Below are 23,816 nucleotides of genomic sequence, written 5' to 3'. Positions count from 1 at the left end.
CCAGCCCCCAGCCCCCGTCCCCCGGAGACGATGAGCGAGACTTTCGCGGAACTGGTCGCGTGCGAGGACGCGCTGATGTTCGTCAACGCGGCGATCACCTCGACCGGCCAGCGCGAATTCCGCGCCTGTCCCGGTGATCAGCGGCTGAGTTTGGAATTCCTGCACGAATACACCCTGGAGAACTACCGGGAGATCTACGCCGCCGCCCTCGCGCTGGACGTCAATGACCACAATGCGGCGATCATCATCCGGAACCTGCTGGTGCGGGCGGGCGGCGTCGGGATCGAGCGGCGCCGGTACGAGGGCAGGCTCATCGCCCGGCGGCTGGAGCTGATGCCGCAGCACCGCGTCTACCGGGTGTTCCGCGAGCTGCGACGCCGCAGGGTGAACAACCGCAGGACGAGGGCGATCATCCGGGACTGGATGGCCGGGCGCCGCGACCCGTCGTTCGACCTCGTCAAGTACCGGGGGGCGGTGAAGATCGCGGTGCGGCACGCGCATCTGCGGCTCCCCGGGGAGCAGCGCGCGTTCCTGTTCGCGCCGTTCAGCGTCCGGACGTTCGAGACGCCGTTCTTCGAGCGATGGCGGCGGGCGCACTACGAGCAGGCTGCGGTCTACGAGCTTCCGTACACGGTCGCCGAGGGGTTCGCCGCCAAGCACCGGATCCCGCGCGAGGTCTTCCTTGAGCGCATCCGGCACAAGATGACCCGGCTGGAGAGGCTCCGGCTGCAGGAGAGTGGCGGCGACGCCGTCCGCACGGATCTGGGGGAGATGCCGCTCACCCGGCTCGCCTCGTACGTGCTGTCCCTGTCGCTGGACGCGAGGGCCGCGCGCCGCGCCGAGCTGACCGGCGCGCTGCGGACCGCCGCGCGCCGGGCGGCGGGCGCGGCGCGCGGATCGTGGGGCAGGGTCGCCGCGGTCCTGGACGACAGCCACTCGACGACGGGGTCGGGGCAGAAGCGCCGGCGCCCGCTGGCGGTCGCCCTCGCTTCGCACCACCTGCTGGAGGCACTCGCGGAGGAGTACACGCCGCTGTGGACGTCGGGACGCACCGATGAGCTGCTGCTGTACCCGTTCGGGCCGACGCCGCTGGGGCAGCGGATCATCGACGCGCTGGAGACGGGCCCCGAGCGCCTCCTCATCGTCTCGGACGGCTGCGACAACGCCCCGCCCGGCCTCGCCGGCGACGTCCTGCGGATCTGGCGGACCCGGCTGGACCCCGGCCACCGGTCGGCCCCGGGGCAGCGCGTGATGATCGCCCACCTGAACCCGGTGTACGACGCCGACGACTTCGACGTGCGGCGGCTGGCGCCGACCGTGCCGACCGCCGGCATCCGCGACGCCGAGGACCTGCCAACGCTGGTCGAGCTCGCCCGGTTCGCCGAGGGGCGGGTCGGGGTGGACGGGCTGCGGGCCCACCTGGACGACCGGGCCGCCCGCTTCCTGGGGGCCGCCTCATGACCTTCCGCCTGGACGGAGTGGAGACCCGGCCCGCGCAGGTGTGCGGCGGCGTGCGGCTCGTCCCCCTCGTCCGCGAAGAACCCGTCCCGGGGCTTCGGCTGCACCGCAAGGTCCACGAGGACCCGGTGCCGTTCGTGGACGTGGGCGACGGGACGGTCTACACGTCGTTCATCCCGCACGCCTTCGTGGCGACCTGGAGCGAGCACGAGCAGGAGCCCGCGGCCTGCTACGGGACGCGGCTGCTGGAGCGCGACACCGGCACGGCACCGCCGCGCATGGCGATGCGGGCGGTGCGGCGGCTGGCGAGGAAGGCGGGCAGGAACCGGCTCCGTTTCCTGCCCCTCCACCTGGCCGTCGAGGGCTACCTCGCGCTGCACTTCGGCGGCCCGGAGATCGTGTGGGAGGAGTGGTCGCGCAGGGCGGTGGCGAAGGGGCTGTCGCCGAGGTGCGAGGAGACCTACCTCGGCCTGGAGGTCCGCGGGCTGGAGGAGGCACTGCGGGTCTTCGAGATCCATCCCGGGCAGTGCGGCGTGATGGTCTACGTGGCGGACGCGCTGGCGAGCGCGTTCGTCGTCCCGCACCCCGCCGACTACCGGGCGCTGCACGCCACGCTGATCGAGGACCTGTACGGCGAGCTCGTCTACATGTACGGCCGACTGAAGACGCCCGTGGGCGACCTGTCGGCGGGAATCGACGACGCCGGGATCCGCTCGCTCGCGGACCTGAGGGAAGCGGCGCGCAGGCGGCAGGACGAATGGGCCGCCTTCCACGACGACGTCATGGCCGCACAGCTCTTCGACGAGGAGGGCTCAAGCGAGGTCGTGCAGTACCTCAACGGCTTCGAGCTGTCGCGGTTCCTGCCGTCGTTCGGGCTGCGCAGGGAGAACCACATCGGCGAGACCATCAACGACCAGGACGGCCGCGTCGCCTACCTGAAGACGTTCCGGCTCTCGGACGCGCAGGTCAAGCGGGGGCTCCTGCTCAAGACGCTGTCCGCGCACCAGTGGCGGCTGAGCGCCGCGGCCACCGCCCTCGGCATCGACGAGACGGCCCTGGTGATGCGGATCGAGCGGGCCGGGTTCGGTCACCTGCTGCGCCGGGACGTCCTCGACCACTACCGGGCCCGGACGAGAGCCCGGCCCCTCGCCCGGGGCCGGGGCCGGGTCACCTGAGGCCGGCGAACAGGTCGTCCTCCTTGTCGGGCGCCTCGACGCGGCAGAACCGGCGGACGAACGACTCGAACGAGAACACGGCCCGCTGCATCTCCTCGGGCATCCGCAGCAGGAAGATGTTCTCGCCCTGGCTGGCGTGCGCCTGGAGGGCCTTGCGCTTGGCCTCCGCGTGCGCGGACACGTCGAGCATGCTGGTGATCAGCTCGTCGGGGGTGCCGAAGTCCTCCGGCGGGTCGAAGCCGATGTCGACGCCGGTGTCGCGGACCGCCTGGACCATCTCCCGGACGCCCGCGCGCGGGATGGCGGTGTAGTACAGCTTGTCCGGCACGCCGCTCCTCTCGGCGGCGGCCATCGCGATGCGGTGGGCCTGGATGTGGTCGGGGTGCCCGTAGCCGCCGTTCTCGTCGTAGGTGACGACGACCTGCGGCCGGTAGCGCTCCATGAGGGCGGCGAGCCGCCCGGCGGACTCGTCCAGCGGGATGTTCGCGAACGCCTCGGGGTCGTCGTTGGTGGACCAGCCGTCCATGCCGGAGTCACGGTAGCCGAGCAGCTCCAGGTGGGCGACGTCCAGCAGGCCGGCCGACTCGCGCAGCTCGCCGAGGCGCCGCTCGGCGACCTCGGACGCGTCGTGGCCCGGCTCCCCGGGTTTCGCTCCGCCGAGGCCGTCGCCCTGCTCCCCGTTGGTGCAGGTCACCAGGACGGTGCGGATACCTTCCGCGGCGCAGCGGGCGAGCAGGCCGCCGGTTCCCAGTACCTCGTCGTCGGGGTGGGCGTGGACCGCCATCAGGGTGAGTTCATGCGTCATCGGGGCTCCTCGTCGCTCGGCCGTCCACTGTACGAGCACCGGCTGACATTGATCTCTTCCCCGGTACGGCCGGGACGTCCCTACACGGGCGCGCGTCCATGCCGTACGGTCCGTGTATGGGGTCGCCTCTGGTTCTCCTGGACGTCGACGGGGTTCTCAATCCATTCACGAGGCCCCACCGGGGCTACAAGCGCCACCGCTGCTCGCCGAACGGCATGACGTTCAAGCTGTGGCTCAATCCCGAGCACGGCCGGTCCCTGCTGGAGCTGACCGAGTCGTCCGGGGCGGAGCTGGCCTGGGCGAGCTACTGGTGCGACAACGCCAACATGTGGATCGCGCCGCGGATCGGCCTGCCGGACCTGCCCTTCGTGCCGATCCCGCGGTTCCCCGGAATCGAGGAGGGGCGGACGCTCGGCGCGTGGAAGGCCCGGCACGTCGCCGCGTGGACGGAGGGGCGGCCGTTCGTCTGGTTCGAGGACGAGCCGGACGCCACCGAGTGCATCGCGGGGGAACCGGACGTCGCCGAGCACCTCCTCGTGGAGATCGACCCCATGACCGGCCTGACCGACGAGCACCTCGCCTCCGCCGCGACGTGGCTGCGCGCCCTCGCCCGGTGACACCCGATCGGGGGGTTCCGCGGACGCGTGCCCGGAAGCCCGCCGGAGAAGCGGGATCGCGATCGGAGCACGGCGCCCGGCGTGCAGGTTGCATTCGTCCAAGACGGGCCCGGGATCGGCTCCCTAGCTTCGGGGGAGAAGAGAAGGGAGCCGATGATGTCGAGATCACCGCTACTGGACCTGGTCTTCGGATACATGCCGGCGCAGATGCTGTACGTGGCCGCGGAGATCGGGGTGGCCGACGCCCTGGCTGACGGGCCGAAGACGAGCGCGGAACTGGCGGCGGAGACCGGGACCCACGCGCCGTCCCTGTACCGGCTGCTGCGCGGCCTGACCGGCCTGGACGTCGTGGAGCAGAAGGAGCGCGACCTGTTCGCGCTGACCGCCGAGGGGCAGCGGCTCCGCGCCGGCGCCCCCGACTCGATCCGTGCGCTGGTCAGGCTGTTCTGCGGCCCGGACGTGTGGCGGACGTGGGGCGACATGACCGAGACGCTGCGCACGGGGGAGTACGCCTGGGAACGCGTGACCGGCAGGACGCCGTTCGAGTTCTTCGAGTCCGACGCGGAGCTGTCCGCGACGTTCAACGAGGCGATGGCCGAGCACACCCGCGCGGTCGCGCCGGGGATCATCGAGGCCCACGACTTCGCCCGCTACGGGACGGTCGCGGACCTCGGCGGCGGCGACGGCACGCTGCTCGCCGCGATCCTGCGCGCCAGCCCCGGGACCCGCGGCATGCTCGTTGATCTGCCGTCCGGGCTGGCGGCCGCGCCGGGCGTGCTGAAGGACGTCGCCGACCGGGCGGAGATCGTCCCCTGCGACTTCTTCGAGTCCGTCCCGGAGGGCGCGGACGCCTACGTCCTCAAGAGCGTCCTCCATGACTGGGACGACGAGAAGGCCGCCGAGATCCTGCGGAACTGCCGCGCGGCGATGCGTCCCGGCGGCCGGGTGCTCGTGCTGGAGCAGATGATGCCGGAGATGGTCACGCCGGAGGCGACGGGCGTCGTCCGCAACGACCTCAACATGCTCGTCGCGACCGGCGGGCGGGAACGCACCGGGCCCGAGTTCCGGGAACTGCTGGAATCCGCCGGGTTCACCGCGGTCACGCCGGCCGGGCCGCTGCCACCGGCCGGCTACCACGTCATCGAGGCACGGCCGGCGTGATCCCGGGCCTCCTTTGTCAGGGACCGCTTACCGTGGGCGGCGGGGAACGTGCAGGATGGGGACCGTCGCACCCCCTGACGAAGGAGCGCCCATGACCTCTCTCGCCGGACGCACCGCACTGGTCACCGGAGGCGGCCGCGGAATCGGCCGGGCGATCGCCCTGGCCCTGGCCGCCGACGGTGCCGCGGTCGCCGTCGCCTACCGGCGCGACGAGGAGGCCGCGCGCAAGTCCGTCGCCGCCATCGAGGCCGCGGGCGTGCGCGGCCACGCGTTCCGCGCCTCGGTCGACGAGCTCGCCGAGTGCCGCGCCCTGGCCGACCGGGTCGAGTCGGAGCTCGGCGCCCTCGACATCCTGGTGCACAGCGCCGGGATCGCCAGCCGCGGGCACAGCGTCGCCGACACCGACCCGGCCGAGCTGGAGCGGGTCCTGCGGGTGCACGCCTTCGGCCCGCACCACCTCAGCCAGGCGCTGCTGCCGCTGATGCGCCGCGCCGAGCGCAGCGACATGGTGTTCGTCTCCAGCGTGATCACCGACATGTTGCCGCCGCTGAGCGGCCCCTACGCGATGGGCAAGGCCGCGATGGAGGCGCTCGCGCAGACCCTCGCCAAGGAGGAGCGGGGCCACGGCATGCACGTCAACGTCGTCGCGCCGGGCGTGGTCGACACCGACATGGGGCGGCGGCTGGTGCGCGCCACCACGGGCGTCGAGGACATCCGCCAGGCGGACGCCTCGTCGCCGTACGGGCACGTGTGCTCGCCCGAGGAGGTCGCCGCCGTGGTCCGGTTCCTCGTCTCGGACGGCGCGTCCTACCTCACCGGGCAGCGCATCGTGATCGACGGCGGGACGTTCTGACGCCGGGGGTCACTCGCGCGTCCAGTCGGGCTGGACGAAGTCGGCGACCCTGGCGTGCCGCCCGAGCAGCACCACCTCGCGGAACTGCCACAGCAGCGCGCCGGTCGGGGCGTGGACGCGCCAGTGCGGTGCCAGCCACATCTGCAGCAGGCGCCCGCCGTCCGGCTGCGGGACCCATCTGGGCGTGTCGTCCGCGGCGAGCCTGCGCAGGCTGGCGTGGTGGACGGAGTGGACCTCGTCCGGGCTCGGCGTCAGCGGGCCGGGATCGTCCAGCACCACGACGACCGGTGTGATCGAGAAGCCGGACGTGGCGGGGAAGTCGTCCAGCCTGCCGATGACGTCGCCCGGCCCCGCCCGCACGCCGATCTCCTCGTGCAGTTCCCGCAGCGCCGCCTCCTCGGGGGTCTCGCCGTCCTCCAGCCGCCCGCCCGGCAGCCCCCACTGGCCCGCGTTCCGTCCCCGGTAGGCGCGCTTGATCACGATCACCGAGGGGACGCCGCCGTGCTCCACCGCGCACAGGACGACGCCGGCGCGGCGCAGGCCGGGCCTGTCCGGGACGGTCTCGTGCTCGAACGCGCCCAGCCGTTCGGCGGCGACGCTCCGGAACGCGGCGAGATCGTCGAGCGGATCGAGGGGGACGGTCATGCGTCGATGGTGCCAGGCCCCGCGTCGTGCTCCGGCGCCGCACCCTGTTCCGGGCCCGCCTCCCGCGCGTACCGCGCCGGCGAGGTCCCGATGGCCGCGGTGAAGTCGCGGGTGAAGTGCGCCTGGTCGGCGTAGCCCAGCTCGGCCGCCAGCCGCGCCCAGTTCACTTCCGAGCCGGACGCGGCCCGCTCGTGGGCCTCGGCCATCCGGTACCGCCGGATGACCCATTTCGGCCCGACGCCCACGTACTCGTGGAACAGGCGCTGCAGGCCGCGCGGGCTGAGGCCCGCGTCCTCCGCCAGCTCGGCCACCCGCAGCAGGCCGGGCCGCGCCGCGATCCGCTCGACGATCGCGGCCGCCCGCTCGGCGGACGGGTCGGGCGCCGGCCGCCGCCGGGCGAGGAACCCGGTCAGCAGCGCGCGGCCCTCGCCGGGCCCGGACGCCGCGAAGATCTCGCCGGCGAGGGCCAGGCCCTCCTGCCCGAACACCTCGTCCACCCCGGCGAAGCGGCCGGTGAAGGCGGAGACCGGCACGTCGTCGCGCAGGAACGGGCGGAACCCGCCCGGGCGGAAGCCCACGCCCACCACGTGGCCCTCGCCCGAGATCTCCTCCACGAACTCTCCGCGCATCACGCCCGCGATCCGCGCCCGCGTCGCCCCGCTGCTCAGGTAGCTGGTGAAGGTCATGTGGACGGACGGCAGCGTGAGCAGCCGCTGGCGGTGCGGAGCACGCCCGCGCAGGTCCCAGCGCAGCACCCAGAACCGGTCGACGAACGGGGCGAGCGCGGGTGGCGGCGCGGACCGCTCGACCTGGAAGCGCTCCAGCCCCGTCCGCGGGTGCAGGATGTTCCGCGCTCCACCGGGCAGGGATCGTTCCACGCGGCCAGGCTAGCGCTGTCGCGTTTCTTCAATACCCGTCCCGCCCGCGGTCCCTAGCGTGGACACGTGTTCGAACGGATGAGCGAAGGAGATGTCATGGACGTCCGGAGCCAGATGCTTCCCGCCGCGGAGGCCGCGGCGCGGATCGTCCTGCGGGTTCCCGAGGCGAAGCTGGATGCGCCGACCCCCTGCCCGGACTGGGACGTGCGCGCGCTGCTCAACCACCTGATCCTGTGGAGCGCGCGAGGCGAGGCCGCCGCGCACCGGCTGCCGATCACCGGGCCGGGGGAGGACCACGACTTCACCGCCGAGCCGGGCTGGGCCGGGCGGTACGCCGAGCAGGTCCGCAAGACCGCCGAGGCGTGGCAGGACCCGGCGGCGTGGGAGGGCAAGGCGAGCCTCACCGGCGGGGAGGGCATGCCGGCCCGGTTCATCGGCGGGATCATCTTCGGTGAATGCGTCACCCACGGCTGGGACCTCGCCGTCGCCACCGGGATCGAGCCCGTCTTCCCGCCGGAGGTCCTGCGGACGGAGTGGGAGCGGCTCGCCCCGACGGTGGAGATGGGACGCGAGTACGGGGCGTTCGGCGCCGAGGTGCCCGTGCCGGAGGACGCGCCGCTCCTCGACCGCATCGTCGGGCTGTCCGGCCGCGACCCGCACTGGACGCCCTGAACCCGGGGGACCGGATGGGGCGGGCGCGCGGGTCCCGGCGCGAACGGGGGCCCGCGCGCCCTACCCTTGAGGCATGTCTTCGACCTCATCGTTGCGTGTCCGCTTCGCCCCGTCCCCGACCGGCATGTTCCATGTCGGTGGCGCCCGATCGGCGCTGTTCAACTGGGTGATGGCCGCGCAGTCGGGCGGGACGCTCGTCCTGCGGATCGAGGACACCGACGCGTCCCGCAACAGCCCCGAATGGACCGAGGGCATCATCCGCGCCCTCGCGTGGCTCGGAATGGACGGCGAGCAGTACGAGGGCCCGTACTTCCAGTCGGCCAACACCGAGCGGCACGCCGAGGCGGCCGAGACGCTGAAGGGGCAGCGCCGCGCCTACTACTGCGACTGCACCCGCGAGGCCGTGATCGCCCGCACCGGCGACCAGCACAAGGGCTACGACGGGTTCTGCCGCGACCGCGGCCTGGACGCTGGGCCGGGCCGCGCCCTGCGCTTCCGCACCCCCGACGAGGGCCAGACCACCGTCGTGGACCTGCTGCGCGGCAAGCCCGTCTTCGAGAACGCCGTCCTGGAGGACTTCGTCATCGCCCGCGCCGACGGCTCGGTGACCTTCCTGCTGGCCAACGCGGTCGACGACATGAGCCAGGGCATCACCCACGTCGTGCGCGGCGAGGAGCACCTGTCCAACGCGCCCAAGCAGCAGCTGCTGTGGGAGGCGCTCGGCGCGGAGCCGCCCGTGTGGGCGCACGTCCCCGTGATCGTCAACGAGAAGCGGCAGAAGCTGTCCAAGCGGCGCGACAAGGTCGCCCTGGAGGACTACCGGGCCGAGGGCTACCTGCCCGAGGCCATGCGCAACTACCTGATGCTCCTCGGCTGGGCCCCGTCCGATGACCGCGAGATCGTCCCGTGGGACGTGATCGTCGACGAGTTCCGCATCGAGGACGTCAACACCTCGCCCGCGTTCTTCGACGTCAAGAAGCTCCGCGCGATCAACGGCGAGTACATCCGCGCGCTGCCGGCGGAGAAGTTCATCGCCGAGTGCCTGCCGTTCCTGCAGGACGCGCCGTTCGACGTGGACGTCGCGGTGTTCGCCGAGCTGGCGCCGCTGGCGCAGACCCGCGTCGCGGTGCTGTCGGAGATCGTCCAGATGATCGACTTCGCGTTCCTGGACGAGCCGCCCGCCGACGAGCAGTCCTGGAACAAGGCCATGAAGGAGCCCGCCGCCGCGATCCTCGCCGGAGCCGAGGCCGCCTACCGGGACGCGCCGTGGCACGCCGGCGAGCTCAAGGACCGGCTGGAGCGCGTCGGCGCCGAGCACGGCCTCAAGCTCGGCAAGACCCAGGCGCCCGTCCGCGTGGCCGTCACCGGCCGCACCGTCGGCCTGCCGCTGTTCGAGTCGCTGGAGATCCTCGGCCGCGACCGCACCCTCACCCGCATCGCCGCCGCAAGAGCCGTACTGGACGGCGTTTAGCCGGGGTTGAGGCGCCTGGAGCGCCTGTACGCCGGCCAAACGCGTGCGCTCGCCGCGTCGCCCCGGCTCGCCCGGCGGCCCGCTGCGTGATCGGCTCAGGACGCGGGCGGTGCCTCGGCCTCCAGGGCGCGGCGCAGGTCGGCGAGGCGGCGGCCGAGTTCGTCGACCTCCTCGCGCAGGGAGTCCGGGACGCGCTTCCCGACGACCTCGGCCTGCTCCTCCACCGCCGTGAGCCGTTCGGCGGCCCGCAGTGCCGGCGCCTGCCACGGCGCCTCGTCCCCCGGGCGGGCCTGCAGGAGCGTCGACTGCTCCCGCAGCAGGGCGGCCTGCTCACGCAGCAGCGTCGTCTGGTCGCGGAGCTGCTTGTTCTTGTTGTGCAGCTCCACGAACACCGACACCTTGGCGCGCAGCACCCACGGGTCGAACGGCTTGGAGATGAAGTCGACCGCGCCCGCCGCGTAGCCGCGGAAGGCGTAGTCGGGATCGCTGTTCACCGCGGTGAGGAAGATGATCGGCAGGTCGCGGGTCTTCTTGCGGCGCTTGATGTCCCGGGCTGTCTCGAACCCGTCCATCCCCGGCATGACGACGTCGAGCAGGATGACCGCGTACTCGTCGGTGAGCAGCGCCTTGAGCGCCTCCTCGCCGGAGCGCGCCCGGACCAGGTCCTGGTCCAGCGAGCTGAGGATGGCCTCCAGCGCGATCAGATTCTCCTCGCGGTCGTCCACGAGCAGGATCTTCGCCTTGTCGTCCACGCGCGTCTCTCCGATTCCGGTCCCCGCGATCGCCCGGCCGCGGCAGCGCCCACGGCGACCTTACTGAACACTTTTCATCCTCCGGGGCACGCGCCGGGTGACGGCCTCGCCCGGCGGGCGGGATGAAGCATGTTCACTGCCCAGGCCCTTCCTCTCCTCAGCGGACGATGGAGGGTTGCAGCCAGTTCCGCATGACGTCAAGGAGATGGTCGACGTCTACGGGTTTGGGCACATAGTCCGAAGCGCCTGACTCCAGGGTCTTCTCCCGGTCGCCCTTCATCACCTTCGCTGTGATCACGATAATGGGCAGCTCGGCGAACTGGGGCATCTCCCGGATCGCGGCCGTGGTGGCGTAGCCGTCCAGGCCCGGCATCATGACGTCCATCAGCACGATCGCCACGTCGGGGTTGCGGTGCAGGACGTCGATGCCGGCCTGCCCGTCCTCGGCGTAGAGGACGTCCATCCCGTACCCCTCCAGGACGCTGGTGAGGGCGAACACGTTCCGGACGTCGTCGTCGACGATCAGTACCTTGCGGCCGGACAGGACGGTGTCGAGGTAATCCGCCGGCGGCCCCTCCAGCAGCCCGGACATCGCCGGCGCCGCCTCCCCGGCACCTTCCCCGCCGGGAGGACGCTGGTCGGCCGGCAGGCCGTTCTCCCCGGCCGGGCCGTTCCCCGCACCGGACTCCGGCGCCGGCAGGGCGGCGTTCGCCGGCCGGCCGCCCGGCATCAGGCCGGGCGTGTCCTCCGCCGCGCCGGACGCGCCGCTCGCGGGCGCCGACCGGCGCCGGCCGTCGCGCTCGCTGTACCGGGCGGGCAGGTAGAGCGTGAACACGCTGCCGCGGCCCGGCTGGCTCTCGGCGTGGATCTCCCCGCCCAGCAGCCGCGCGATGTTCCGGCTGATCGACAGCCCGAGGCCGGTGCCGCCGTAGCGGCGGCTCGTCGTCCCGTCCGCCTGCTGGAACGGCTCGAAGATCTCCTGCAGCTTGTCGCTGCTCACCCCGATGCCCGTGTCGATCACCCGGAACGCGATGACGTCCGGGGTGTTCCACAGCGCGGGCAGCGTGAAGTCGATGTCGCCGGCCCGCTCGATCAGCAGCCGGACCTCGCCCTCGGCGGTGAACTTCACCGCGTTGGACAGCAGGTTGCGCAGTACCTGCTGCAGCCGCTGCTCGTCGGTGTTCAGGGTGGCCGGGACGTCCGGCGCGACCTCCACGCCGAACTGCAGGCCCTTGTCGACCGACAGCGGCCGGAACGTCGCGTCCACGTAGTCGACCAGCGCCGACACCGTCAGCTGCTGCGGGTTCGCCTCCATCTTCCCCGCCTCGACCTTGGCCAGGTCCAGGATGTCGTTGATCAGCTCCAGCAGGTCGGTGCCCGAGTCGTGGATCGTCTGCGCGAACTCCACCTGCTTGCCGGTGAGGTTGCCGTCCTGGTTCTCCGACAGCAGCTTCGCCAGGACGAGCAGGCTGTTCAGCGGCGTGCGCAGCTCGTGCGACATGTTCGCCAGGAACTCCGACTTGTACCGCGAGGAGATCGCGAGCTGCTCGGCGCGCTCCTCCAGCGTCCGCCTGGCCTGCTCGATCTGGAAGTTCTGGATCTCGATCGCGCGGTTCTGCTGGGCCAGCAGCGCCGCCTTCTCCTCCAGCTCGGTGTTGGAGTGCCGCAGCTCGCCCTGCTGGCGCTGCAGTTCGTCCGAGCGCTCCTGCAGCTCCTGCGCGAGCCGCTGCGACTCGCTGAGCAGCGCCTCGGTACGGGTGTTGGCGCTGATCGCGTTCAGCGTGACCCCGATCGTCTCGATCAGCTGGCTGAAGAACGCCAGGTGGACGTCGGTGAACCGGCCGAACGAGGCCAGCTCGATCGCGCCGAGCACCGTGTCCTCGAACACGATCGGCAACACGATGATGTTGACCGGGGACGCCTCCCCGAGCCCCGAGCCGATCTTGACGTACTCGGCGGGGGCGTCGGCGATCAGCAGCGGCCTGCGCTCCTGCGCCGCCTGCCCGACCAGGCCCTCGCCCAGCGCGAACCGGACGTTGCCGACCCGGCCGCGCCGCGTCCCGTAGGCGGCGATCATCACCAGCTCGGTCTCGTCGCCGATATTCTCCGCGAGGTAGAAGGCGCCGTACTGGGCGCTCGCCGTCGGCGTCAGCTCCCGCATGATCAGCTCGGCGACCTGCATGAGGTCCCGGTGGCCCTGCATGAGCCCGCCGATCCGCGCCAGGTTGGTCTTGAGCCAGTCCTGCTCCTCGTTGGCGCGGGTCGTCTCGCGCAGCGTCGCGACCATCAGGTTGACGTTGTCGCTCAGCTCCGCGACCTCGCCGCGTGCCTCCACGGTGATCGTCCGGGTCAGGTCGCCGGTGGCGACCGCGCTGGCGACCTCGCCGATCGCGCGGACCTGGGTGGTCAGGTTGCCGGCCAGCTCGTTGACGCTCTCGGTCAGCCGCTTCCAGGTGCCCGACACGCCCTCGACCTCGGCCTGCCCGCCGAGGCGTCCCTCGCTGCCGACCTCGCGGGCGACCCGGGTCACCTCGGACGCGAACGACGAGAGGGTATCCACCATCGTGTTCAGCGTGGTCTTCAGCTCCAGGATCTCGCCCTGCGCGTCCACGTCGATGCGCCGCGTCAGGTCGCCGTGCGCGACCGCCGTCGCCACCTGCGCGATGTTGCGGACCTGGTAGGTCAGGTTGGACGCCATGCCGTTGACGTTGTCGGTCAGGTCCTTCCACATGCCGCCCGCGCCGGGCACCCGGGCCTGTCCGCCGAGCCGTCCCTCGGTGCCGACCTCGCGCGCCACCCGGCTGACCTCGTCGGCGAAGGCCGACAGCGTGTCGACCATAGTGTTCAGGGTGTCCTTGAGCTGGAGGATCTCGCCCTGGGCGTCGACCTCGATCTTGCGGGTCAGGTCGCCCTGCGCGACCGCCGTGGTGACCTGCGCGATCCCGCGGACCTGCGTGGTCAGGTTGTTCGCCATCGAGTTGACGTTGTCGGTCAGGTCCTTCCAGACCCCGCTGACCCCGGGCACGCGGGCCTGGCCGCCGAGCCGTCCCTCGGTGCCGACCTCACGGGCGACCCGGGTCACCTCGGACGCGAACGACGACAGCGTGTCGACCATCGCGTTCACGGTGTCCTTGAGCTGGAGGATCTCGCCCTGGGCGTCGACCGTGATCTTCTTGCCGAGGTCGCCCTCGGCGACGGCGGTGGTGACCTGCGCGATGTTGCGGACCTGGTAGGTCAGGTTGGACGCCATGCCGTTGACGTTGTTGGTCAGGTCCTTCCAGACCCCGCTGACCCCGGGCACGCGGGCCTGGCCGCCGAGGCGTCCCTCGGTGCCGACCTCGCGGGCGACCCGCGTGACCTCGTCGGCGAAGGCCGACAGCGTGTCGACCATCGTGTTCACGGTGTCCTTGAGCTGGAGGATCTCGCCCTGGGCGTCGACCGTGATCTTCTTGCCGAGGTCGCCCTCGGCGACGGCGGTGGTGACCTGCGCGATGTTGCGGACCTGGTAGGTCAGGTTGTTCGCCATCGCGTTGACGTTGTCGGTGAGGTTCTTCCAGACGCCGCTGACCCCGGGCACGTTGGCCTGACCGCCCAGCTGACCCTCGGTGCCGACCTCACGGGCGACCCGGGTCACCTCGTCGGCGAACGCCGACAGCTGGTCGACCATCGTGTTCACGGTCAGCTTCAGCTCCTGGAGCTCACCGGTCGCCTCGACCGTGACCTTCCTGGTCAGGTCGCCCTCGGCGACGGCGGTGGTGACCTCCGCGATGTCGCGGACCTGGGACGTCAGCCGCGCCGCCATCACGTTCACCGAGGCCGTCACGTCGCGCCACCGGCCCGTCATCCCGCGCGCCGGGGCCTGCCCGCCGAGACGTCCCTCCGTGCCCACCTCGCGGGCGAACTGGGTGACCTCCCAGGTGAACTGGTCGAGCAGCTCCACCATGCCGTTGACCGACTTGGCCATGCGCAGCAGCTCCCCGCGCATGGGCCTGCCGCGCACCCGCAGCTCGACCCGCTGGCTCAGGTCGCCCGCGGCGACCGCCTCCACCACCTGGCTCATCCCCGTGGCCAGGTCGGTGAGCTTGTCGATGATCGCGTTCGCGTCCTCCACGGCGACCGCCCACGTGCCCCGCAGGGCCCCCGGCGTCAGCCGTCCCCGCAGATGGCCCTCGCGGCCGATCTCCCGGCGGACGCGATGCAGCCCCGACGCCAGCTCGTGGCCGTTCTGCCGAATCTCCTCCAGGATCGCCGCGGCCTCCGCCACGGCACCCTCACCCGGGACGTTCAGCTCGGACCTGGCCTTGCCGTCCCGGACGGCGACGAGCGCCCTGAGAAGCGGTTCGAGGTCGGCGTCGCTGTAGCGGGGGGCGGTGTCGCGGTACCCGCCGCCGGGGCGGGCACGAGACGCGGTACGCGGCATGCTCTTCATCCTCCTGGCCCGCGACTATCGGGTATCCGGATACCGGCCAGCCAGATGGCACGGCCCTTTGACAAGGCCCCTCCTGGCCGCACCCTGTACTCTACGTCGCCATACGGAGCTGGGATGCCTTCCACGCCACGGAGGTGAACGGAAGGCAATGACCGTGCATCTGTGCTTGTAGTCTTCGTGTTACGGTCTGTCGTGTCGCATCGAGGCCGCACCCCGAGGCCGGAACCCCCAGGTCGGACGCACGGCCAACCTCCGGCTCACGGGCCTCGTGGCCGGGTGACCCACCGGTCTGTCACGATGGCCGGGCCCGGTAGTGACCCATCGAACGAGGGACGGCAGTTGGATCGGCAGACGGCGTCGGCCACCTTCCCGTCCGCCGCCCCGGCGGTGGCGGACGCGCGCCGGTTCGTCCGGAAGGTGCTGGCCGACTGGGGCATGGACGAGGTCGCGGACGACGCCGTCCTCGCCACCAGCGAGCTCGCCACCAACGCCATCGCCTACGCCGGCACGTCCTTCGAGGTCTCCTGCCGGCTGGAGGCCGGGGAGATCAAGATAGAGGTCCGCGACCGCCACCCCACCCGGGGCATCGACATGCCGGGCGTCACGGCGACCAGCGGACGCGGCCTGCCGTCGATCGCCCGGCTCGCGGCGTCCTGGGGCGTCTCCTACGACCGCCGCACCAAGGGCGTCTGGTTCCGGCTGCCCCGGCCCGGCGCCGAGGACGCCGCGGCGCCGTTGACCCCCACCGCGGAGGCCGCCGAGACCGCGCGGTCCGGCAAGCCCTCCCGCGGCCGCAAGGCCGGGCGTGAGCGCGCCGTCCGCGACGGCATGGGCGAGGCGGCCCGCGAGAGCGCGGACGCCGCCGGCGTGGGCGACCTCCCCGCCGCCGGCGACCGGCTCCTCCGCTCGCCCACGGCCGTGGAGTCCATGGAGGACGGCGTCGCCGGCGTCCGGGAGGTCCTCGGCGCCGAGGGCGCGGCCGTGCTGCTGACCGAGCGCGACGGGCGCCTGATCATGGGGGCGTCCGCCGGGACGGCCACCGACGTGTCCCTCGGCGAGCTGTCGGTGGCCGGGCTCGGCCCCGCCGCCCGCGCCGGCTCCGCCTGGGTGGCCAGCGACGCCTCCGATCCGACCGCCGCGGCCCTGCAGGCCCGCTCCCTGGCCGCGGCGCCGCTGGAGTCCCAGGGGCGCCTCACCGGGCTGCTGGTGGCCGTCTCGTCCGTCTCCGGCCGGTTCGCCGAGGCCGACGGTGTCCGGCTCGGCCGGCTCGCCGACGAGATGTCGCTCTCCCTGGAGAAGGCCAGGGTGGGCGAGTTGGAACGGTCCTGGCGCGGCTGGCTCAGCTTCGTCGCCGAGGCCAGCGACCTGCTCGCCGGGACCCTCGACCAGGAACGCACGATGGCGCTGGTCGCCCAACTCGTCGTCCCCCGCCTGGCCACCTGGTGCGCCGTCTACACCGTCAGCGAGTCCGAACCCGACCGGCTCGCCTACGTGTGGCACGCCGACGAGACCCGCGCCGACGGGCTCCGCGACCTGCTCGAACACGCGGGCGCCGCCCCGCCGATGGACGTCCCCGGCCCCTGGAACGGGCTCGCCACCGCCCCGCGGGAGGTCCGGGCCGCCGCCGGGGACACCGCCGCCGACCAGGTCTACGCGTTCCCGCTGATCGCCCGCGGCCGGCGCATCGGCACCATCGTCATCGGCCGCCCGTCCGGCGACCGCTTCCCCCGCAGCGCGATCGAACTGGCCGAGGAGCTCAGCCGCCGCGCCGCCCTCGCCGTCGACAACGCGCGGCTGTTCTCCGCGCAGACCGCCATGAGCAGCGCCCTCCAGCGCAGCCTCCTGCCGCCCGGCATCCCCGAGATCCCCGGCCTGGAGGTCGCGGTCGTCTACGAGCCCGCCGGTGAGGGCAGCGAGGTCGGCGGCGACTTCTACGACGTTTTCGCCAGCGGGCGGCGCCCCGGCGGCCCGGCGTCCGCCTGGCGGTTCGCCATCGGCGACGTGTGCGGCACCGGCCCCGAGGCCGCCGCCGTCACCGGGCTCGCCCGGCACGCGCTGCGCATCCTCGCCGCCGAGGACATGTCCGTCCCCGCCGTGCTGAACCGCCTCAACCGGCTCATCCTCGGTGAGGGCGAGCGCGGGCGGCTGCTCACCCTCCTGCACGGCGAGATCGCGGCGCGCCGCCGCAGCGACGGGGTGACGATCCGGCTGACGAGCGCGGGCCACCCGCCGCCGCTGCTGCTCGCCCCCGACGGCAAGGTGCGCGAGGCTGCCTCGCCGCAGCCGCTGCTCGGCGTGTTCGACGGTGTGGACTTCCACACCGACACGGTCCAGCTGCGCCGCGGAGAGGTCCTGCTCTGCGTCACCGACGGCGTCACCGAGCGGCGATCCGGTGGCCGGCTCCTCGGCGACGGCCACGGACTCGAGAATCTGCTTTCCGACTGCGCGGGGCTGAGCGCGGGAGCCGTCGCCGCACGTATCCAGCGCGCCGTACGCGACTTCGGCCCGGAGCCGTCGAACGACGACGTTGCCCTCATCGTTCTGCGGGCGTCATGATGGAGACCAACAATCGGTAAGGTGGGGTGGCGTGGGGCTTGCCTTGCACACGACACGACATGAAGGCCGCGCGACGATCGCCGCGCGCGGCTCCATCGACCTGCACTCCTCCGATGAGCTGCGGTCCCGGTTGACCGAGCTCGTGGACGCGGGCGAGCGCGCGGTCGTCGTCGACCTCGCGGCGGTCGACTTCTGCGACTCCTCCGGTCTCAACGTCCTCGTCCGGGCGTACAAGCACGCCCGCGCGCAGAACGCCACGCTCACCGTGACCGGCGCCTACGGCCGGGTGGAGAACGTGCTGAAGACGACCGGACTCGACCGTTTCCTGATCGAGGACACGGCGGAGGAGGCTCCGGCGGATGGGCGGTGAGGAGAGACGATGAAGAACCGCGAGCCGGCGGAGTGACCGATCCGATGACGGAGACCACACTGCGCGCGGCGCCCCAGACCGAGGCGGTCGAGTACGCTCGGCGCCTCGCCGCCCGCACCATGCGGACCTGGGCGCTGATGGACCGCGAGGAGCTCGTCACGGCCATCGTCGCAGAGCTGGTCGCCAACGCCGTCCGGCACGCGGGGACGGCGCTGGAGCTGCGGCTACTGCGTGACGACGGCCGCGTCCGCGTCGAGGTCCGCGACCGGGCCGCCCAGCTGCCGCGGCTGACCGTGCCCGGGCCGCTGGACGAGTCGCACCGCGGCCTGTTCATCGTCGACCGCTTCGCGAACTCCTGGGGCGCCGACCCCGTGACAGGCGGAAAGGTCGTCTGGGCCGAAGTGGACATCTGACGCCCCCGAACGTCCTGACCGCGCGTCGACGTGCGGGGGAGCACACCGCCGACCGGCCGGTCGGCGGCGTGCCCTATGTCGCGAGAAGCCGCCCGGGGCGCGGGCGGGTGCTCAGGCGGACTTGCGGTACAGCTCGGCCACCATGAAGGCCAGGTCCAGTGACTGGCCCCGGTTGAGCCGCGGGTCGCACGCCGTCTCGTACCGCTGGTGCAGATCGGCCTCCGCGAGCCCGTGCGCACCGCCCACGCATTCGGTCACGTCGTCACCGGTGAACTCGATATGGATGCCGCCGGGGTGCGTGCCCAGTGCCCGGTGCACCTCGAAGAACCCGGCCACCTCGTCCAGCACGTCGTCCAGCCGCCGGGTCTTGTGCCCGCTCGGTGCCTCGAAGGTGTTGCCGTGCATCGGGTCGCAGATCCACGCGACGGGGGCGCCGCTCTGGTGCACCTTCTCGATCAGCGGCGGCAGCGCGTCCCGGATCCGGCCCGCGCCCATCCGCGTGACGAAGGTCAGCCTGCCCGCCTCACCGTTCGGGTTCAGGCGGTCGATCAACGCCAGGGCGTCGTCCGGGGACGTGGTGGGGCCGAGCTTCACCCCGATGGGGTTGTGGATGTGCCTGAGGAACTCCACGTGCGCCCCGTCCAGCTGCCGGGTGCGCTCACCGATCCACAGGAAGTGCGCCGACACGTCGTAGGGCAGGCCGCTGAGGTGGTCGATGCGGGTAAGGGCGCGCTCGTACTCCAGGAGCAGCGCCTCGTGGCTGGAGTAGAACTCCACCCCGTGGAACTCGTCCGGGTTCGCCCCGCACGCCTTCATGAACGTCAGCGCCCGGTCGATCTCACCCGCGAGCTGCTCGTAGCGGCGCCCCGCGGGGCTCCGCGCGACGAAGTCCTGGTTCCAGGCGTGCACCTGCCGGAGGTCGGCGTACCCGCCCCTGGTGAAGGCCCGGCACAGGTTCAGCGTCACCGCCGAGCAGTGGTACGCCTTCAGCAGCCGCGTCGGATCGTTGCGGCGGGACGCGGCGTCGAAGGCGAAGCCGTTGACCGCGTCGCCCCGGTACGCGGGAAGCTCCACGCCGCCGCGCACCTCGACGGGCTTCGAGCGGGGCTTGGCGAACTGGCCCGCCATCCGCCCGATCTTCACGACCGGCACGCTGGCGGCGTAGGTGAGCACGACCGCCATCTGCAGCAGGGTCTTCAGCTTGTTCTTCACCGCGTCCGCGGTCGACCCGTCGAACGTCTCGGCGCAGTCGCCGCCCTGCAGGACGAACGCCCTGCCGGCCGCGACGTCCGCGAGCTGGGCCTTCAGCTGGTCGCACTCGCCGGCGAAGACGAGCGGGGGCTGTGCGGCGAGTTCGGCGGTGACCGCCCGGACCTCGTCCGGGTCGTCCCAGTCGGGCTGCTGGAGGGCGGGGAACGAGCGCCAGGCGTCGAGCTCCCCGATGGCGGAGTTAGTCACGCGGAAAGGCTATGGCACCCGGTCCGCCCGGGGTGACGCGTCCACCCGGGAGCGGTGAGCACAGGCCGGGAACGCAGGGTGCCGGCCGGTTGCGTGAAGACGAACGGGCGGCCCCGGTCGCGGGGCCGCCCGTTCGTCGATCACGGAGCGGAGGGGCTGCGGCCGGCCTCAGGCGGCGCGGCTCCCGGCGGTGGCGCGTACCGGCTCCCGCCCGGTACCCGGTCCGCCCGTCAGTGTCCGGCGCCCGCTGAGGTCGGTCTCGCCGGCCATCTGCCGCAGCCGCCGCAGCGAGCGGTCGGTGATCTGCCTCACCCGGTTGTGGCTGAGGCCGTACCGGGCACCGATCTGCGCGTACGACAGCGGCTGGCCGCTCTCCATGCCGAACCGTGCCCGCACGATCGCGGATTCCCGTTCCGGCAACCGGTCCAGCAGCCGCGCCAGGCCCTCGATGTCGTCCAGCGCGAGGATCTCGGCCTCCGGTGTCACGGCGTCCGGGTCCTCCAGCAGGTCGCCCATCGGCGTCTCGCCCGCGTCGTCGACGGTCGCGTCGAGGCTCGCGGGGTCGCGCCGCCAGCGCAGCAGCTCGTCCACATGCTCGGCCTCGGCGCCCAGCGCGCCGGCGAGCTCCTCGCGGGTGGGCTCCCGGCCGAGCTCCCGGCCGAGCTGGCGCTCCGCGCGGCGGAGCCGCGAAAGCTCCTCCTCGACGTGGACGGGCAGCCGGATCGTACGGGCGGTGTGGCTGAGCCCGCGGCCGATCGCCTGCCTGATCCACCAGGTCGCGTACGTGGAGAACTTGAAGCCGCGGCGGTAGTCGAACTTCTCCACCGCCCGCATCAGGCCCAAGTTCCCCTCTTGAATGAGGTCGATGAGGGGCAACGAGTCGGTCGGGTACTTACGGGCGATCGAAACCACGAGGCGCAGATTGGCCTCGACGAAGCGCTGCTTTGCGCGCAGCCCCGCCGCGGTCAGCTCCTCCAGCTCCTCGCGGGTCGCGCCCTCGGGCACCGCCCCCTGCGCGAGTAGCTGTTCGGCGTACAGGCCCCCTTCGATCGCCTTCGCCAGATCGACCTCCTCCTGCGCGTCGAGCAGGGGAGTACGGCCGATCCGGTCGAGATACGCTCCGACCAGATCCTTGTCGGTAGCGTCGACCCTGTCGCCCTTAGTACGGGTTGCAGCCATCCTGACCCTTCTCCGGTGCGATCTCCCTAGGGGGACAACGCTAATTACCGCTCTGTGATTCCCGCGTGGGGAATACTGCGAGGCTGTCAGCCGCTCTACGACCTGATACCCGTACTGAGGAGAAACCGACATGTCGACGGTCACACTCACCGCTGAGAACTTCGACAAGGTCGCTCAAGGCGATGGGATCGTCATGGTCGACTTCTGGGCGGACTGGTGCGGGCCCTGCAAGAGGTTCGCGCCCGTGTACGAGAGGTCGGCGGACAAGCACGACGACATCGTCTTCGCCAAGGTGGACACCGACGCCGAGCCGGACCTGGCCCAGCGGTTCGGGATCAGATCCATCCCGACGCTCATGGCGATCCGCGACGGCATGATCGTCTTCGCCGAGCCCGGCGCCGTGCCCGAGTCGGTGCTGGAAAACGTGATCGAGCAGGTACGCGGCCTCGACATGGATGACGTCCGCCGCCGCGCGGAGTCCTGAGCCTCCTACGGCGCTCGTACCGGGTACCTGACCCCGGCCTAAGGGGCACGCCATTGCCCCAGGTGGCGGGCGCGGGAAGCGCGGCCGACGGAGCGATGGCGCGTCGGCAAAGAAGCGGACGGGTGCCGCCCGCCGCGCGCCGCGCATGGTCGATGATGGAGTAATGCTCGCCGATGTCGTCCACCACCTGGTGTGCCCCGTGTGCGGATCAGACCTCGACCTGGCCGACCGCGGACTGCGCTGCCCCGCCGGGCATACCTTCGACATCGCGCGGCAGGGGTACGCGAACCTCCTGCCGGGCAACGCCCGCCCGGGCACGGCCGACACGCCCGAGATGGTGCGCGCCCGAGACGACTTCCTCTGCGCCGGCCATTTCGCCGGACTCGCGGACCGTCTTGCCTGGGACGTCTCGCGTGCCGGCCCTTCATTCGTCCTCGACGCCGGAGCGGGCACGGGCTACTACCTGAGCCGGATCCTCGACCGATCTCCAGATTCGACCGGGCTCGCCCTGGACATCTCCAAGCACGCGGCACGCAGGGCGGCCAAGGCCCACCCGCGCGCCGGCGCGGTCGTTGCGGACCTGTGGCGCCCGCTCCCGCTGCGCGACGGGGCCGCGGACACCGTCGTGAACGTCTTCGCACCCCGCAACGCCGCCGAGTTCCACCGGGTCCTCCGCGACGACGGGCTGCTGTTCACCGTGACGCCGTCCCCCCGGCACCTCGGCCCGCTCGTGGAAGCGCTCGGCCTCCTCACCATCGACGAACGCAAGACCGAACGCACGGACGCCGCGCTAGCCGGGTACTTCAAACTGGACTCGCGCCGGGAAATCGACACCCAGGCCGAGTTGACCCACGACGAGGTCACGACGCTCGTGGGCATGGGACCGAGTGCACATCACGTGGCGGCCGAGTTGCTCGCTGAAAGGCTAGAGCGCGTCCCCGACCCGCTGCCGGTTCCCCTGTCCTTCGTGTTGTCGGGCTACCGGAGGCTTGAGTAGCCGCCCAGTTCCCACGTGCTGCGTGAGCTCGATGAGGACCTGCGGCACTTCGCCGGGTCGTGTCATGGCCTCCACGCCGGGGACGGGGACACCGACCCTGAAAGCGGCCGAGACCGCTCGCACCGTGGCACTCAACAGGAGACGCTGCAGCGCCTGCCCTGCGCGAATCAATTCGACGGGGGAGTCTCCGAAGGAGGTCAGCACTGCCCGCTGGGCGGTCGCTCCCCGAGCATCTGGCAAGGGATGAAGCGCCGCTCCCTCCAGCCTCGCCGCTTCGCCCAGTTCGTTGACGAGAGGGGCGGGCGGCCGGGCGCCGACCGCCGAACGCTCCGCGACGAAGGGCTTGAGCGTGGCGGCGTAGAGCAGGCGTTCCTCACGGGTGATCCGATGACGTCCCGCGAGCCGCACCGACGCGAGAACCGACGGACGCCCAGCGTCCGGCAGGAGCCGCACAACGGCCACATGGCCGAGCTGAGCGGCCGCCAGCCGCAGGTTCACGAGCGCGGCGCCACTGCTCAGATACAGGTCACGCCCCGCCGGATCATGCTTGGGCCGGAGTCTCTCCGGATCGGCATGCACCTCGATGAGCCCAGGTACGACCCTGAACCGCCACGCATGCACGTCATGGACCGTGGGCCCCATCGTCGCGGCGACCACCAGACGTTCCGCTGGAGCGTGGATGGCGACAGACACACTCACGAGGCGTTCCTCCTGACCTCGGCCGGACGTCCTGTGTCGGGGAACACATCCCACACAGGACGCCGGACTCCGCGGGACGCGGCGATCTGCGCACGCTACCCCACCGTGACCCGACCGACATAGTGTGCGAACGTCGAGGTCAGCGAGACGAGTGGTGTGCCTGGACGACAAAAGGCGCCCTGGAGACGCGTGTCGAGATTTGACCATGTCGACGGGGGACCTTAACGTCAGTGCTGCCCAAGGGGATGCGGGACGCCAGCGAGCGGCCGGCCCCGGGGACACTCAGTTACGGAAACGGTCCGAGTCGCCCTCGGACTGATGTACGATGGCTGAACAGCCCGAGACGGGGTGCGGGACACCGAACGGTGGCCGACCCGTAGGGCGCCTCCTACGAAACGATGTTCTTCAGGTCTTCGGCCTGTCGGGTGGTTGTTGCGTGGGGCCTGGAGAACCGTCCGTCTGTCGAAAAGATCTTGGTTGATCGGCTTGACAGTGGTGGGGAACCAGGTAAGTTAGAAGGGTTGCCCCGGAGCCGGGGTCCGCGGGAGCGGGGTTCGGCGCGGTGGGTGTCCGTTTCTTGAGAACTCAACAGCGTGTTAAAAGCCAGTGCCTTTATCGGCTCGGCCAGTTGTTTCTGGTCGGGTCGCCCCGTGCCGCTCCTGTTTGTTGGGGGTGGTGGGGATTTCTTTGAGGCAATGAACCTCCCTTTTTTGGGGGGTTGTTTTGCTGGGATTGTTTTCCGAG

At 71.8% G+C, this 23,816-nt stretch carries 20 protein-coding genes; 12 read left to right on the top strand and 8 right to left on the bottom strand.

The annotated features are described in order from the left end of the window. Both E1289_RS25820 and E1289_RS25815 read left to right on the top strand, forming a co-directional pair. Positions 1-1,461 (top strand): hypothetical protein (locus E1289_RS25820; RefSeq protein ID WP_243713142.1); only part of this gene is annotated, 1,461 nt, incomplete at its 5' end. After that, positions 1,458-2,633, top strand: a complete 1,176-nt coding sequence (locus E1289_RS25815; RefSeq protein ID WP_131984545.1) for a hypothetical protein — start codon at positions 1,458-1,460, stop codon at positions 2,631-2,633. The genes E1289_RS25820 and E1289_RS25815, both read left to right, overlap by 4 nt. Here E1289_RS25815 and E1289_RS25810 read toward each other — a convergent pair. Further along, positions 2,626-3,438 carry a PIG-L family deacetylase gene (locus E1289_RS25810; RefSeq protein WP_131984543.1) on the bottom strand — a complete coding sequence of 271 codons (813 nt, stop codon included), beginning with the start codon at positions 3,436-3,438 and terminating at the stop codon, positions 2,626-2,628. The genes E1289_RS25815 and E1289_RS25810 overlap by 8 nt on opposite strands. 116 nt (positions 3,439-3,554) lie before the next feature. Here E1289_RS25810 and E1289_RS25805 point away from each other — a divergent pair, with 116 nt between their 5' ends. The 3 genes from E1289_RS25805 to E1289_RS25795 all read left to right on the top strand — a co-directional run bounded on the left by E1289_RS25805 (position 3,555) and on the right by E1289_RS25795 (position 6,069). Further along, positions 3,555-4,055: an HAD domain-containing protein gene (locus E1289_RS25805; RefSeq protein ID WP_131984541.1), complete on the top strand. Its 501-nt coding sequence runs from the start codon at positions 3,555-3,557 to the stop codon at positions 4,053-4,055. 156 nt (positions 4,056-4,211) lie between these two features. Next, positions 4,212-5,216 (top strand): methyltransferase, encoded by a 1,005-nt coding sequence (locus E1289_RS25800; RefSeq protein WP_165970611.1) that lies wholly within the window; start codon positions 4,212-4,214, stop codon positions 5,214-5,216. Between the two features lie 91 nt (positions 5,217-5,307). Beyond that, on the top strand, positions 5,308-6,069 hold the full coding sequence (locus E1289_RS25795) for an SDR family oxidoreductase (protein ID WP_131984537.1): 762 nt from the start codon (positions 5,308-5,310) through the stop codon (positions 6,067-6,069). 9 nt (positions 6,070-6,078) lie between these two features. Here the strand turns inward: E1289_RS25795 and E1289_RS25790 are convergent, their stop codons facing one another. After that, positions 6,079-6,714: a CoA pyrophosphatase gene (locus E1289_RS25790; RefSeq protein ID WP_131984535.1), complete on the bottom strand. Its 636-nt coding sequence runs from the start codon at positions 6,712-6,714 to the stop codon at positions 6,079-6,081. Beyond that, positions 6,711-7,592: an AraC family transcriptional regulator gene (locus E1289_RS25785; protein WP_207929147.1), complete on the bottom strand. Its 882-nt coding sequence runs from the start codon at positions 7,590-7,592 to the stop codon at positions 6,711-6,713. The genes E1289_RS25790 and E1289_RS25785 overlap by 4 nt, the downstream gene beginning before the upstream one ends. A 96-nt stretch (positions 7,593-7,688) precedes the next feature. Here E1289_RS25785 and E1289_RS25780 point away from each other — a divergent pair, with 96 nt between their 5' ends. Continuing rightward, complete coding sequence (locus E1289_RS25780) at positions 7,689-8,264, top strand: TIGR03086 family metal-binding protein (protein ID WP_131984533.1); 576 nt, start codon at positions 7,689-7,691, stop codon at positions 8,262-8,264. 73 nt (positions 8,265-8,337) lie between these two features. After that, positions 8,338-9,735 carry a glutamate--tRNA ligase gene (gltX, locus tag E1289_RS25775; protein WP_131984531.1) on the top strand — a complete coding sequence of 466 codons (1,398 nt, stop codon included), beginning with the start codon at positions 8,338-8,340 and terminating at the stop codon, positions 9,733-9,735. Positions 9,736-9,830: 95 nt separating this feature from the next. Here gltX and E1289_RS25770 read toward each other — a convergent pair whose 3' ends face one another. Both E1289_RS25770 and E1289_RS25765 read right to left on the bottom strand, forming a co-directional pair. Then, entirely contained in the window at positions 9,831-10,487 is a 657-nt protein-coding gene (locus E1289_RS25770) for a response regulator (RefSeq protein ID WP_131984529.1), read from the bottom strand. A 157-nt stretch (positions 10,488-10,644) separates the two neighbouring features. Continuing rightward, a complete protein-coding gene (locus E1289_RS25765; RefSeq protein ID WP_243713141.1) occupies positions 10,645-14,907 on the bottom strand; it encodes a HAMP domain-containing protein in 4,263 nt (1,420 codons plus the stop codon). A gap of 348 nt (positions 14,908-15,255) precedes the next feature. Between E1289_RS25765 and E1289_RS25760 the strand changes: the two genes are divergently transcribed. The 3 genes from E1289_RS25760 to E1289_RS25750 are packed head-to-tail and all read left to right on the top strand — an operon-like array spanning position 15,256 to position 18,255. After that, entirely contained in the window at positions 15,256-17,472 is a 2,217-nt protein-coding gene (locus E1289_RS25760) for a SpoIIE family protein phosphatase (RefSeq protein WP_243713140.1), read from the top strand. A 31-nt stretch (positions 17,473-17,503) separates the two neighbouring features. Then, positions 17,504-17,842, top strand: a complete 339-nt coding sequence (locus tag E1289_RS25755) for an STAS domain-containing protein (protein ID WP_131984525.1) — start codon at positions 17,504-17,506, stop codon at positions 17,840-17,842. 44 nt (positions 17,843-17,886) lie between these two features. Then, positions 17,887-18,255: an ATP-binding protein gene (locus E1289_RS25750; RefSeq protein WP_221480752.1), complete on the top strand. Its 369-nt coding sequence runs from the start codon at positions 17,887-17,889 to the stop codon at positions 18,253-18,255. Positions 18,256-18,366: 111 nt separating this feature from the next. On the opposite strand, the gene E1289_RS25745 is transcribed toward E1289_RS25750, so the two are convergent. Together E1289_RS25745 and E1289_RS25740 are read right to left on the bottom strand one after the other, a co-directional pair. Next, positions 18,367-19,713, bottom strand: coding sequence for a 3-deoxy-7-phosphoheptulonate synthase class II (locus tag E1289_RS25745; RefSeq protein ID WP_243713139.1), 1,347 nt, complete (start codon positions 19,711-19,713; stop codon positions 18,367-18,369). A 168-nt stretch (positions 19,714-19,881) separates the two neighbouring features. Next, a complete protein-coding gene (locus E1289_RS25740) occupies positions 19,882-20,892 on the bottom strand; it encodes a sigma-70 family RNA polymerase sigma factor (RefSeq protein ID WP_243713138.1) in 1,011 nt (336 codons plus the stop codon). 130 nt (positions 20,893-21,022) lie between these two features. Between E1289_RS25740 and trxA the strand changes: the two genes are divergently transcribed. Further along, entirely contained in the window at positions 21,023-21,376 is a 354-nt protein-coding gene (gene trxA / locus E1289_RS25735) for a thioredoxin (RefSeq protein ID WP_131984521.1), read from the top strand. Positions 21,377-21,539: 163 nt separating this feature from the next. Then, positions 21,540-22,373 (top strand): putative RNA methyltransferase, encoded by an 834-nt coding sequence (locus E1289_RS25730; protein ID WP_131984519.1) that lies wholly within the window; start codon positions 21,540-21,542, stop codon positions 22,371-22,373. Here the strand turns inward: E1289_RS25730 and E1289_RS25725 are convergent. Beyond that, the gene (locus E1289_RS25725) at positions 22,302-23,072 is read right to left on the bottom strand and encodes a hypothetical protein (RefSeq protein WP_243713137.1); all 771 of its coding nucleotides are present in this window, start codon (positions 23,070-23,072) and stop codon (positions 22,302-22,304) included. The two genes, E1289_RS25730 and E1289_RS25725, sit on opposite strands and share 72 nt — an antisense overlap. Positions 23,073-23,816 lie beyond the last annotated feature (744 nt).

This window comes from Actinomadura sp. 6K520, assembly GCF_004349245.1.
Classification (GTDB): domain Bacteria; phylum Actinomycetota; class Actinomycetes; order Streptosporangiales; family Streptosporangiaceae; genus Spirillospora.
The sequence above is the reverse complement of the archived record's forward strand: the minus strand, read 5'-3'. Positions and strand labels throughout refer to the sequence as shown.